Here is a 12,748-nt window from a genome sequence, read left to right as displayed (position 1 = left end):
AAATTGATCGGCACCGGTCACTGTTATCCATGGTTTCGCTCCTTGAGCCGGAAGTGCTGCGATCAAATGTTTATTTTTGTTAACGTCGACTGTAAATGACATCTGTACGAGCACGTAGTCATCTTCGACGCGGATGGCACGGGCTCAGTGCGCCTGGATAGGAACCCGAGCCGGCGTCAGAGCTCGTCCGGATGTATCGGTTAGGCTGACTATCAGCGTCCCGGCTGGCAAGGGTTCGAATTTTTGGAAATACAGCCAACCGGCCACCCACCCGCCGGGATTCAGCACCCCTTCGGGCAGGGCTCGCCGCATCATTTCGAGACTGGGCAAGTCGGACCCTTGCCAGTAATTCGAGTGGCGCGGGTTATAGGATTCATCGTGAGGAAAAGGACCTTCATGAGCAGGAACGGTGGGATAGAGCGGTTTTAGGTAAGGCGCCACATGGAAATCCCGAAAACCGAATTCCGGATCCACGATCGGCGGGTAGGCCACGGGAGTCAGCATCGGCAGCGTGCCGGGAACAACCGGCCCCCTGTCTTTCGCTTCGACCGGAAAGACCGGCAAGGCGGAGAACTCGTTCCCGGTGGGCGCCGCACGCACCTTGAAGTCGCTGTAGCGGATCAGTAGCGCGGTTTTGCTACGGTTGTCGATTTTTAAGTGTACGGGTGTGGTCTTGAACTCGATGGCTTTGGCTCCCGGCCACGATTCCGGCCGGGCGACGATCCGGACCGGGGAGATGTCGGACGCCACTTCTTTCTCGACCGGGCCGAGTTGCGCATAGTCAGGGATGGGTTTGACCACTGCCGCGTCCCGGCACGACATCAGCGGGACCGAGATCATGAACGTCGCTATCGCGGTGACGAGCACCGGATGCCGGCTCGGAAGTTCCATGTCCAAGACCTCTTTATTTTTTCGGGACTTACGAAAATTAGTCTCGATCCCGGCGGGAAAGTTCGAGCACGGATCGGCCAAGGCGCATCGCTAGTCCGCCGTCTTTCGAGGCTTGCGCCGGCGCATCGTCGTTCTCGTCTCCGATTCGTGACCGCTTACGCCCAAAGGCTGCATGGCGGCTTGTTCGTCGCTGATCTGCATGGCCTCCACCAAAAGATCCAGGTTTCGGGTCAGCGAGATCAAAACCGGATCCGGCAATTCGGTCAGTGCCTGTAGCAACAGACCCTGCCGGGGTTCGGGAGTTTGCTCCACGAGGGCTTGCCCTGCTTCCGTCAAATAAAGGCGTACCACCCGTTGATCGGGATTGGTTCGTTCCCGCCGGATCAGCCCTTTCTTTTCCAGCTTGACCAGCAAATTGCTTACGGTGGATTGATGAACCGACATGGCTCGCGCCAGTTCCGACACTTTCATTCCGGCGTTATTCGACAACTCCGACATCGCCCAAAGCTGGGCGTAGCTGACTCCGCAGCACGATTCCACCCACTGCGAATGCTGTTGCACGGCACGGAAAATCAGGCGAAAGCGTTTGAGCGCTTCGTGGGGCCGTGCCGTCGGTTCGGCAATTTCCGGCGAATCTTCTTGCGGTCTGTATTCAATCGTTTTCATGTGTCCGTCATCAAAATCTATTTGGCGTGCTACGGCCTATTGCCGCTGCACGCTTCACTTGGAAGCGCCGGTTCTCTTTGCGGGCTTGCGGGAGAGAATGGTCGGAGTACGGACGGCGGTCCGGGACTCCCCGGATTCGACGGGCATCCCGACGTATATTTGCACAAATCATTTTTGTGCAAATATACTTACCCCCCCGTGAGAAGCTCCGACCATGTGCCGACGTGATGTGACAGTTTATTGCCCTCTGACGCACAGGACGTCGGGACATCGGGTTTCTCACGTTCTTACCAAGAGAGTCGTCTTCGTTAAGCGGGGGATGGTCGGAATAAGGGGGGACACCTTATCGGGTAGCCCGAATGCCGCGTTACCCGGTCGAAATCTTCCGTTGGCGGCTTTGAAGCCTCAGTCCTCAGCGAGTTGGAAACGCTCGAGTCCAGTGCACGTCTCAGTACCTGCTCCTTAACAACTATACCTAATTCTCGGCGGAAATATCTTATGAGTATCTCTCCCAAGAAAATCTTTACGGGATTCGATTCGACGCGCTACACGGCGTACAACCTCGGCAATTTTCGCGAAATCCCGCAAATGGCACGGCTCAGTGAGGAGCAATTGTTCGAAATCGAAGTCGTGGGGCGAGTGCTGCCCTTCAAGACCAACAATTTCGTGGTCGACGAACTGATCGACTGGGATAACATCCCCGACGATCCGATGTTCATATTGACCTTTCCGCAGCGCGACATGCTGTTGCCGCACCATTACGAGGAAATGGCGGAACTCGTGAAAGCCGGCGCGAGTCCGGCCCTGATCCGCGAGGCGGCGGACCGTATCCGCTTGGAGCTCAATCCCCATCCGGCGGGCCAGTTGGATCTCAACGTCCCTCATTTGAACGGCGAACCTTTGCACGGCATGCAGCACAAATACCGGGAGACCGTGCTGTTTTTTCCGAGCCCGGGCCAGACCTGCCACGCCTACTGCACGTTCTGCTTTCGCTGGCCGCAGTTCGTGGGACTGTCCGGCTTGAAGTTCGCGAGCCGCGAAGCGGAACATCTGGTCGCCTATCTTAAGGCGCACCCGGAAGTGACCGATGTGCTCTTCACCGGCGGCGATCCGCTGCTCATGTCGGCGCGGCGGCTGGCCGATTACCTGGAGCCGCTGATCGCGGCGGATCTTCCCAATCTGCGCCATATCCGGATCGGCACCAAGGCGCTCTCCTATTGGCCTTACCGCTTTCTCACCGACGCCGATTCCGACCACATGGTCGCGCTGCTTCGGAAAGTGGCCGCCAGTGGCAAGCATCTGGCGATCATGGCGCATTTCAATCATCCACGGGAGCTGGAACCCCAGCCGGTCCGGCAGGCGATTCAGCGGCTACGCTCGACCGGCGCGGTGATCCGCACCCAATCGCCGGTGCTCCGCCACATCAACGACGACCCGGCGCTATGGGCGCGGATGTGGAATGCCCAGGTCGACCTGGGCTGCGTTCCGTATTACATGTTCTTGGCGCGCGATACCGGCGCTCAGCATTATTTCGCCGTGCCCCTGGTGCGTGCCTGGGAGATTTTCCGGGAAGCTTACCAGCGCGTGAGCGGCCTCGGCCGTACGGTGCGGGGTCCCAGCATGTCTGCCTGTCCCGGCAAAGTCCAGGTGCTCGGCGTCACCGAGGCGGCAGGCGAAAAGATCATCACGATGCGGTTTCTACAAGGCCGGAATCCCGATTGGATTCATCGTCCGTTCTTCGCCGAGTACGACGACAAGGCGACATGGCTGGACGAACTCAAACCCGCGTTCGGTCAACCGCAGTTTTTCTTCCAGGACGAACTGGAACGGATCTATCGTGAATGCCAGTTCGCTTCATCGTAGGTTTAGAGAACTGAAATCGACAGGGGCCCGGACTGCAGCAGGCCTGCTTCAGGGTCTCGTTCGCGGCAACGGTCCGGGCGGTCGGGAGCGGATTATTCGCCTTGGATATAGCTCGACTGCGCTGTCGACAAGGAAAATCGGACTGATGCAACATAATTCCATTCGACATTCGAGTGAAAATTAATCGTAGGATGGGTAGAGCGAAGCGAAACCCATTGATGGTGGGTTAGCCCTTCGACAGGCTCAGGACAGGCCCTTCGGCTCCGCGTAACCCACCGATTGAAGATCGCTCGGTGGGTTACGGCGGACGCGAAGCGCAGTGATTGGCGGTCGGTCAGTGCTGATGTGTGCCTAGCCAATCCAACGAAAATGAATGCCTGACCGAAAGCGATTGGGAATAAGGGAACTGATTTATTAACCCGGCCTATAAATATAGGCCGGGTTAATCCGGGGCAGGGATGCCCCGGCGCGGCGACAAGCCGCGTGAGCCCAGGCCGGGCGTGTACCGGGCCTGGGCGGCGGCCCGAAAGACCAGGAGGGTATTTACGGGCCTGATTAATAACCGTTGAGCCACGCAACAGAACTGGATAAGGAGATCCTGCATGACTGTCAACCCCGGCTTTTTTTCGTCTTACAAACCCTTGCCCCTTGTGGCGGCCTTGGCAGCGGTCCCAAGCTTCCACAGCGCGGCGGCGGAAAGCGACGCTAGCCAAAATCCCTGGGCCTTCAACCTCACGCTCTACGCATGGCTGCCCGGCGTGGACGGCAAGTTTTCCGCGGGGCCGTTCAACAAGTCGGTCGACTCCACCTTCATCGACATCGCCGAGGAGCTGAGGAACTTCCCGCTGGCCTTCATGGGACGGCTCGAAGCGCATTACGAGCGGCTGGGGTTCTATCTGGACGGCAATTACGTGGATCTGGATTTCGAGCCCCGGTTCGCTCGGGGCATCAGCAAAGGCTTGTCGAGCCAGTTGGGCGTCATGGAGTATGGTGCCATGTACCGCGTGTTCGGCCCGGCCGCCTCGGAACGCATCGCCCACTGGGACGAGAAACCGCGCTCCAACATGCTCGAGCTCTATGCCGGCGGACGCACCCTCTGGCTGGACAATCAGGTCGAGTTCAGGGGCATCGGCAGCGCCTCGACCGGCAAGAGCCTCACCAGTCCGGTCATAGGCGCGCGGTTCACGGTGCAATTCAGCCCGAAATGGTTCGTCCTGGTGGACGGCAACGGCGGCGGCTTCGGCGTTGACAACATCGACTTCGCCGGATCCGTGCTGGGGCTGGTCGGCTACCGCACCACCCTGTTCGGCATGCCTGCCTCGATCGAGGCAGGCTACAAGGCCTTGCGCCTGGACGTGAGCAAGCGCATCATCGAAACCGATGTGACCCTGAGCGGTCCGTTCCTCGGGCTGACGGGCTATTGGTAGACATCGAGACGGGTAGTTTGGGCATGCACCCATGTCCGACACGGATGGACTGAAGACTGATTGAAGAAGCCGCCCATGCTCATCGTTCCTTCCGGCTCATGTTTCGGCCGTTCGTTCTTTTCCTGGGTCTGATCCTGTTGACGAATGGAGCCGCCCTCGCCGTGCGGAAAGCCGCCGACCCGCTGCCGTCCTGGAACAACGGCCAAACGAAGCAAGCCATCCTGGCGTTCGTAAAGAAGGTGGCCGACAGGAAGAGCGCCGATTACGTTCCACCTACCGAGCGCATCGCCGTGTTCGACAACGACGGCACCCTGTGGGCCGAGCAGCCGCTGTATTTCCAGGGACTGTTCGCGCTGGACCGGGTGAAGGCGCTGGCCCCGCAGCATCCCGAATGGAAGGAGCGGCAGCCGTTCAAGGCCGCGCTGGAAAACGATCTGACGGCACTCGCGGCCCGCGGCGACAAGGGGCTGGTCGAACTGGTCATGGCCACCCATGCCGGCATGACCACGACCGAGTTCGCGGCCATCGTCGAGGACTGGCTGGCAGAGGCCCGGCACCCCAAGTTCGGGCGGTCTTACACCGAACTGGTCTACCAGCCCATGCGGGAACTGCTGGCCCACCTCCGCGCCAACGGTTTCAAGACCTACATCGTCTCGGGCGGCGGGATAGATTTCATGCGGCCTTGGGTCGAAAAAGCCTACGACATTCCGCCCGAACAGGTGGTGGGGAGCAGCATCGAGACGAAGTTCGAACTGCGCGACGGCAAGCCGGTGCTGGTAAGGCTGCCGGAGGTGGATTTCGTCGACGACCGGGCTGGCAAGCCGGTGGGCATCCACAAGTTCATCGGGCGACGGCCCATCGCCGCCTTCGGCAATTCGGACGGTGACCTTCAGATGCTTCAATGGACGGCGGGTGGCGAAGGGGCGCGGCTCATGGCGCTGATCCACCATACCGACGCCGAGCGCGAGTGGGCCTACGACCGCGAGTCGTCCGTCGGCCGGCTTGACCAAGCGCTAGACGAGGCGAAGACTCGCGGCTGGATGGTGGTGGACATGAAGCGGGACTGGAAGCGGGTGTTTCCATTTTCCGAGTGAGCCGAGTAATTCCATTCGGCATTCGAGTGAATATTCATCGTAGGATGGGTAGAGCGAAGCGAAACCCGTCGATGGCGGGTTAGCCCCTAGTCTCCGCTCAGGACAGGCTCCGCGTAACCCACCGATTAGAGGCCGCCCGGTGGGTTACGGCCTCGCGGCCTAACCCACCCTACAAAGTTGATTCCCCATTGAAAGATTGAAAGCAATTTTGAATAAGCGTTCGATGCGCACGCGTTCAAGGCCTGGACTGAGATCAATAACTCGTGTGCGGGTGTATCCAAGCGGGTGCGGTCTGCTATTACAGGACCGAGGTCCGTTAGAGGCTGATGTCGGGTTTGGCTATAACTTTCAAGCGGAATGCAAGACAAAGAATTAAGGAGTACAGGGATGGTCGAAGCTGGAATGAGACCGGCAACAAATCGTCCGAATTCAAGGCTGGGTTTGAGTCTGTTGTGGCTTGTAGCGGCGCTGGTGGCCGCCTGCGCGACGACGTACCTCAAGGATTCCTGGAAGGACCCGCAGTTCAGCGATGTGCCGTTTCGCAAGGTCCTGGTCATCGGGGTCAGCCGCAGCGATGCGAACCGACGTCTGTTCGAGGACGGTTTCGTACAGGCGCTGCGCACATCCGGAACCGAAGCCTCGGCGAGTTATTCGCTGCTGCCGGAAGAAGGCCCCCTGCCGAAAGAGAGAATCAAGCAGGCGGTTGCAAAAACCGGCGCCGATTCGGTGCTGGTCACACGGGTCCTCCGGGTGCAACGCAAGCTGGACGTCAGCCCCGGTTACGTCGGACCCGGTCCAGGATTTTACGGCTGGTACGGGGCAACCTGGGCGGCCGCGCCGGAAATCCACGCGTATGACGTTATGACCATCGAGTCGACGCTGTGGGGCATCAAGCGCGAGCAAGCGGTGTGGTCGGGAATCAGCGAGTCGATCGACCCGAAGGATGTCACCAAAGTGACCCGGGAGCTGGCTGAAGCGCTGATCGCCAAGATGAAGGAAGACAAGGTGTTGTGACCGACGCCGAAGCGGCTCCCTCTCGAATCGAGGACACCGGCCCCCCTTGGCCAGAAAGCGTATGGAAACCTGCGACGACGAGTTCCGTAACGAGAAGAACTCCAACCGGGAGGGCGCCTTCCGCATTCCGGTGTTGCTGCGCTGGCCCGGCAAAATCCCGGCGGGCATGGTCTCCAACGAAATCGTCCAGCACCACGACTGGCTGCCGACGTTTCTCGCGGCGGCGGGCGAGCCGGATATCGTGGAAAAGTGCAAGAAAGGCCACCAGGCGGCGGGCAAGACCTTCAGGGTCCATATCGACGGCTACAACCTGCTGCCCTAGCTGACCGGCCAGGAGGCGAAAAGCCTGCGCCAGAAGGCGGCCAGCTTCACCATCGATCAGGCCCTGGCGAAAATGAACGAAGGCGCCAGCGGCGCCGGGTGCTGAGCGTTCGCATATGCTGGAACTACCCCGCGGACACGGCCGAAGAACGCGAGAGAGACGCTCATGAGCGTGGCCGCGCTGCTGTTGCTCGTGGTTAAGGTCAGCATCCTTCTCATCGTCTTCGGCCTTGGCCTTTTCCGCAAGCCTCAAGGACGCGGGGTATCTGTTCCGTAGACCAGTGCGGCTGGTTCGGTGGCTGCTGCTATGAACCTGGTCATGCCGCTGTTCACCCGATGTTACTCGGACGGATCGGGCCTTCCGGCCGGTCCGAGATCACCCAGCACTTCTTCCACCAGTTCCCGCAGCTTGGGTTTGACCTCTTTCAAGGCGGTCCGGCCCTGGTCGGTGATCCGGTAGTACTTGCGTGCCTTGCCGCCCACCACGGTTCGCTCGACGCTGAGATAGCCCGCCTTCTCCAGGCCATGAAGAATGGGATAGAGCGTGCCGGGGCTCAGGCGATAGCCGTGGCGCTGAAGTTCCTCCAGCATCGCTGCGCCGTAGAAGGGCTTCTCGGCGGCGTGGTGAAGCAGGTGGACTCGGACGAAGGCCAGGAATATGTCGTAATACAATTTGCTCATTCGTTTTCGATCATCGACCCGGCCCGCCGGCTGCCGGAAGGTGGAGCGTAGCGGCGTCTGGAGTGAGTCGGGTGCGGTGCCTAGCCGGATGATCGGCTTGATGCGCTGGAAGCGTCATGCCGCCGCTTCGCGACCGCGTGCCAGAGGAGACCGGCGGCAATAAGTCCTAAACCGGTCAGCCAAATCTGCCGCTCCACCCAGAACGCCAGGAACAGACACGCCAGTAATCCCAGTCCCGCGACCCAGGGCGGATAAAGCCGCTGCTCGGCAGGCAGCCGCAGCGCCGCGGCATTGGTCAGGGCATAGTAGATCAAGACGGTGAATGCGCTAAATGACCACGTCGTATTGACATTGCCGATCAGCACGAGCCCGCCGATAACCACACCTACCGCCAGTACGGCCCAGTAAGGCGTCGTCTTGGCTTCATCGAGGCGTTCAAAAATGACCGGCATATCGCGGCGGCGGCCCATCGCCAGCAGCACGCGCGACAGTCCCAGAATCAGGTTGAGCAGCACGCCCAACATGGCCGTCACGGCACCGATCGCCAGAATATGCGGGCTGAAAGGGATGGGAAACTGCCGCGCGGCCACGGCCAGCGGTGCGGCTTGTGTGCTCGTCGCATCCGTCGCCGCACCGCTCAGCCCCTCGGCTCCAGCGGCTCCGACGCCGACCGCCGCCACGGCGATATAGAGCACCATGGTCACGATCATGGTGAGGATGATCGCTGTGGGAATCGTGCGCTTCGGTTCGTGCACTTCCTCGCCCAAGGTAGCGATACGTCCATACCCCGTGTAAGCCACGAACATCAAGGCGGCCGCGTGAAACAATGCGCCGAGAGGGCCGGTCTCGTCCGCTCTGGGCGCGAAAAACGGCGTGAAGTTGGCGCCCGATGTGACCGACAAGCCGGCCATGACGAAGAAAAGCAGACTCAGCAGGGTCACCGAGACAATGACGACGTTGGTCACGTTTGAACGGTGGATGCCGCTCAGCGCAACCAGCGTGAGCGCTATCACCGCCGCCAGCGCCAGAAGGACCAGATAATCCTGCGAGAGGCCCAAGGCCCCCAGCGTGTAACCGGCGAAACCCAGGGCGGCGGTGGCAGCGGAGGCGGACTTGGCAATCAGGAACATCCAACCGGCGGTGAAGCCCAGCCAGGGATTGAGGTATTGATAGCCGTACTCGTACGTGCCGCCGCTGACGGGATGGCTGGCGGCGAGTTGGGCGCTGCCGAGTCCATTGCAGATGGCAACCAGGGCCGCCAGCACGATAGCCAGAATGGCGGATGGCCCGGCGATGCCCGCCGCAATGCCGATGCTTACGAAAACGCCCGTGCCAACCATGGCACCCAGGCCCATCATGATCGCACCGAACAATCCCAATCGCCGTTGGAGTCGAGGCGAGCCAGGGGCCTGTGTTGCTTGACGGATCCGTGGTTCGCTCATCGTTTCACCTCTCGCCAGCGCCGGCGACCGTCAGGACCATTCCGTATCGAACGGATCGCGCGTCGAGTTCAGCACGGTGAGACGGGTCAAACGACTTCATGGGATGTTCTCCGATTGCATTCAGGTCCGAGGCGAAATCATACTATCGAAGTCCGTTATCGGATATCGATAATATATCGTGCCGGGGTTGTGCGAGGCCCCGACAAGCGATATCTGTCTAAGGAGATAAATCGCTTTCTTGGCGGACACCACGAACGGAGGGATGGACGATGAAGGTACTCATCATTTTCAACAGGCCGCCCTATGACGGCACTGACGTGACATGGAATGGGCTGCGGCTGGCGGGGAAACTGCTTGAAGCCAGTCAGGATGTGCGTATTTTCCTGATGAATGATGCCGTCGACATGGCGCGGGACGCTTGTAAAGTTCCGGAAGCTTACGACCAGGACCTCGTCATGATGCTCAAACAGTTGATCGCAAGAGGCGTGACCGTGAAAGTTTGCGGAACCTGCATGGCGCGATGCGGCATCCATAAAAACCAGCCTTACTACGAAGGCGCACGCCAGTCCACCATGGCCGAGCTTGCGGAATGGGTGGTCGATAGCGACAGGGTCATCACCTTATGAACAGCCGGCTCAACCATCGCGACGGCGGTCCCGCTGGGGAAACTCTGAACAAGTGGATTCCGTTCATGGTTCGACAAGCCTGTCCTGAGCCAAGTCGAAGGGCTCACCACGAACGGAATCCATACCTTACCGTTCGTCCTGAGCCTGTCGAAGGACTTAATCAGAGCTTCCCTAAAGGACGCGGCTCCGTTTCATCGTTGGCCCGCCGGACACGGGGCGTCCCCTGGGCAGCGGCTCTTCTCGCGGTTACGGTTCACGCCCAGGAGGCGGGGCAGCCTTTGATGGAAAAGGCCAGGCAGCTGTTCGAACCGCTCCCCAAGGATATGGCGACCGAAGAGTTCCCGACCGATCCCGCGCGTGTCGCACTGGGCCGGAAGCTGTTTTTCGATCCCGGCTTTCCCTGGACGGCACCGTGAGTTGCCAGACCTGCCATCGTCCCGGCCTGTACGGAACCGACGCCTTGCCTAAATCGATCGGCGCCGAACATCGCCTGAACGCCCGCAACGCGCCCACCGTGCTCAATGCCGCGCTCCAGTTCAAGGCCCTCTGGATCGGCAATCGCGCCGACGTGGAGGACCAGGCCATGAAATCGCTGACGGGACAGACCAGTTTCGGCAATCCCGAAACTGCGGCCGTGATTCGGAAGCTCAAGGCGCTGGGCTACGAAGCCGAGTTCAAACAAGCCTTCCCGAACGATCCGGAGCCGGTGAAGCCGGAGAACTGGGGCAAGGCCATCGGCGCCTACGAGCGCACCCTGGTGACGCCGTCGCCCTTCGATGCCTATCTCAAAGGCGATGCCAAGGCCCTGACGCCTCAAGCGCGGAATGGCTTGAAGACCTTCATCGACCTCGGCTGCGTCTCCTGCCATAACGGGGTGGCTGTCGGTGGATCGGCATTCCGGAAATTCGGGATGTTCGGGGATTACTGGACGGAGACCGGCAGTCCGTCGATCGACGAAGGGCGTTTCAAGGAAACCCAGAATCCCGCCGACAAGTATCTCTTTAAGGTCCCTGGCCTCCGCAACGTGGCCATGACCCCGCCGTATTTCCATGACGGCTCGGTGGCCACCCTGCCGCAAGCGGTGCGCGTCATGGGCAAAGTGCAACTCGGCAAAGAGCTTACCGACCAGGATGTCAGCGACCTGGTGGCCTTCCTGAACAGCCTGACGGGCGAGTTGCCCCAGGAGTTCGCCACCGAGCCGGTATTGGCGCCACGGACCTTCTCGGCGACGCCGCCATGATTCGCAGGAAGACTCCTGCTGAACCGCTTAAAGCGTTTTCATCGCGCTCGTACGGCAAAACAGGCTTGGCGGACGTCGTTGGCGCCTTCGGCTAGGGTAGATCGATTCAAGCTTTCGTAGGTCGGCAATCCTTTCCCAATCGCAAACGGTGTCTTCGGGAGCGCCGAAGCCACCCTTCCGACGAACCCGTTGGCCGAACGGCGGCGTCGGGAAGGGATTCCCGACCTACTCGCCAGTGCCCGTACAGTAGGTATGAAAACGCTCTAGCCAGCGACTTTATCGCTCAAAGGAAACTCACTTCATCCGACCACGCGCGGTCTTCGACACGGTAACTACTTGTTGTCCGTTGAAACGGATTGCAGTCCCGGTCCGTTTCAATTTCAGGCTTCCACACGTCGGCCACAGATTCGAGGTCGCTCGAAGGTCGGACGTCAGCTCAACGTCGTGGCGCCCATGGATTTCAACAGAGTCACGAATACCTCGGTGGATATTTTCGGACGCGCGCTTCCAACAGCCTGGAATTCCGCGGTTCCCTGATTGTCATACTGTTTCACGGCTGGTGAACCGTGTCCCAGTAGGGTTGCGATATCTCGCCAGGAACTCTGTTGTCTCTGTTCTAAGGAGCTGAACATGACTAGCAACTCTCTCGCCTTCCCACTTCGATTCTCCAGACTTGCATTTTCGGGCGCCTCCCTGGGTAGAACCCTGCTCAAGCGGTTGCGCGACACCGTGATCGGTGTTCCGGTCGCGGTCCTGCTTTTCACCCTGCAGCTAAACCACGCTGTCGCAGCACCGGCGGAGACCACTTCCTCCGGCTCGACCACAGTGCGGCTTGCGCCAGAGTTTGTGCAGGCGCTGAATGATCTCGGGGTCACGCCCGACGCTATATCACCGGCCCAGTTGCGGATGAACTCGGACGGGGTACGGGCCATCTTTCCGATTACAACGGGCGTGGTGGACCTCGAGCCTGTGCGCGCCGAGATAGACCACTCGGGCGGGCTCTCGCTCACGGCTGGCGACACCCGCGTGGAGCTTTCCAGCTTTATCATCGATCTGACCGGAGACCGGCCCGTCTTGACCGGACTGGTGGTGGCAAACGACGATCTGGTTGCGCGCTTGCCCCTGTTCGACCTTTCCCTGGAGGCCGCGAAAGTCGATAGCGGCGACGATGTCCTAACGGTGGAGGAGGTCAAGGTCACCCTATCGGAGGAAGCCGCCAGTGCGCTGAACCAGCAGTTCGGCGTCCAGGCTTTCACGAAAGGCTTTCCGATCGGTCAAGCTAACGTGCGCGCCGTTCTCGGATCTGAGGACTAGACATACGGCACATCCGCTGACAGGCGGGTTCGCCGGGGGGTTAAACAGCCGGATCAGCGATGATCCGGCTGTTTTCTTTCTGTAAAAGCGGATAGGTTTTGCCACCGGGCATTCGGGGAAACTTGGAAGGTAGATTCAAGTTCCGATGCTGCCGCAAGGTGCTGAAGTG

General features: G+C 60.1%; 13 protein-coding genes. 9 read left to right on the top strand and 4 right to left on the bottom strand.

Annotated elements, in window-relative coordinates; all coding sequences use genetic code 11:
• Window positions 1-144: 144 nt before the first annotated feature.
• Window positions 145-891 carry a hypothetical protein gene (locus tag ACR2R1_RS07825; protein ID WP_434113424.1) on the bottom strand — a complete coding sequence of 249 codons (747 nt, stop codon included), beginning with the start codon at window positions 889-891 and terminating at the stop codon, window positions 145-147.
• Between the two features lie 90 nt (window positions 892-981).
• Window positions 982-1,557: a MarR family winged helix-turn-helix transcriptional regulator gene (locus ACR2R1_RS07820; RefSeq protein ID WP_077730686.1), complete on the bottom strand. Its 576-nt coding sequence runs from the start codon at window positions 1,555-1,557 to the stop codon at window positions 982-984.
• A gap of 498 nt (window positions 1,558-2,055) precedes the next feature.
• Here ACR2R1_RS07820 and ACR2R1_RS07815 point away from each other — a divergent pair, with 498 nt between their 5' ends.
• From ACR2R1_RS07815 to ACR2R1_RS07795, 5 genes are all read left to right on the top strand, one after another.
• The gene (locus tag ACR2R1_RS07815) at window positions 2,056-3,420 is read left to right on the top strand and encodes a KamA family radical SAM protein (protein ID WP_086134158.1); all 1,365 of its coding nucleotides are present in this window, start codon (window positions 2,056-2,058) and stop codon (window positions 3,418-3,420) included.
• Between the two features lie 602 nt (window positions 3,421-4,022).
• Window positions 4,023-4,847, top strand: a complete 825-nt coding sequence (locus tag ACR2R1_RS07810) for a hypothetical protein (RefSeq protein WP_156879810.1) — start codon at window positions 4,023-4,025, stop codon at window positions 4,845-4,847.
• Between the two features lie 98 nt (window positions 4,848-4,945).
• The gene (locus ACR2R1_RS07805) at window positions 4,946-5,941 is read left to right on the top strand and encodes an HAD family hydrolase (RefSeq protein WP_156879811.1); all 996 of its coding nucleotides are present in this window, start codon (window positions 4,946-4,948) and stop codon (window positions 5,939-5,941) included.
• 402 nt (window positions 5,942-6,343) lie between these two features.
• On the top strand, window positions 6,344-6,955 hold the full coding sequence (locus tag ACR2R1_RS07800; RefSeq protein WP_156879812.1) for a hypothetical protein: 612 nt from the start codon (window positions 6,344-6,346) through the stop codon (window positions 6,953-6,955).
• 61 nt (window positions 6,956-7,016) lie between these two features.
• On the top strand, window positions 7,017-7,277 hold the full coding sequence (locus ACR2R1_RS07795; RefSeq protein WP_434113420.1) for a sulfatase/phosphatase domain-containing protein: 261 nt from the start codon (window positions 7,017-7,019) through the stop codon (window positions 7,275-7,277).
• A 338-nt stretch (window positions 7,278-7,615) separates the two neighbouring features.
• Here the strand turns inward: ACR2R1_RS07795 and ACR2R1_RS07790 are convergent, their stop codons facing one another.
• Window positions 7,616-7,957, bottom strand: a complete 342-nt coding sequence (locus ACR2R1_RS07790) for a PadR family transcriptional regulator (RefSeq protein WP_086134161.1) — start codon at window positions 7,955-7,957, stop codon at window positions 7,616-7,618.
• 80 nt (window positions 7,958-8,037) lie between these two features.
• Window positions 8,038-9,399 (bottom strand): APC family permease, encoded by a 1,362-nt coding sequence (locus tag ACR2R1_RS07785; RefSeq protein ID WP_434113417.1) that lies wholly within the window; start codon window positions 9,397-9,399, stop codon window positions 8,038-8,040.
• Between the two features lie 269 nt (window positions 9,400-9,668).
• Between ACR2R1_RS07785 and ACR2R1_RS07780 the strand changes: the two genes are divergently transcribed.
• The 4 genes from ACR2R1_RS07780 (at window position 9,669) to ACR2R1_RS07765 (ending at window position 12,579) form a co-directional block, all read left to right on the top strand.
• Window positions 9,669-10,025, top strand: coding sequence for a DsrE/DsrF/TusD sulfur relay family protein (locus ACR2R1_RS07780; RefSeq protein WP_086134163.1), 357 nt, complete (start codon window positions 9,669-9,671; stop codon window positions 10,023-10,025).
• 281 nt (window positions 10,026-10,306) lie between these two features.
• On the top strand, window positions 10,307-10,441 hold the full coding sequence (locus tag ACR2R1_RS07775) for a hypothetical protein (RefSeq protein ID WP_434113415.1): 135 nt from the start codon (window positions 10,307-10,309) through the stop codon (window positions 10,439-10,441).
• The gene (locus ACR2R1_RS07770) at window positions 10,438-11,265 is read left to right on the top strand and encodes a cytochrome-c peroxidase (RefSeq protein WP_434113413.1); all 828 of its coding nucleotides are present in this window, start codon (window positions 10,438-10,440) and stop codon (window positions 11,263-11,265) included. The genes ACR2R1_RS07775 and ACR2R1_RS07770 overlap by 4 nt, the downstream gene beginning before the upstream one ends.
• 630 nt (window positions 11,266-11,895) lie before the next feature.
• Window positions 11,896-12,579, top strand: a complete 684-nt coding sequence (locus tag ACR2R1_RS07765; RefSeq protein ID WP_156879815.1) for a hypothetical protein — start codon at window positions 11,896-11,898, stop codon at window positions 12,577-12,579.
• Window positions 12,580-12,748 lie beyond the last annotated feature (169 nt).

Origin of the sequence: Methylocaldum sp. GT1TLB (assembly GCF_051027445.1) — a bacterium.
Lineage (GTDB): Bacteria > Pseudomonadota > Gammaproteobacteria > Methylococcales > Methylococcaceae > Methylocaldum.
The sequence above is the reverse complement of the archived record's forward strand: the minus strand, read 5'-3'. Positions and strand labels throughout refer to the sequence as shown.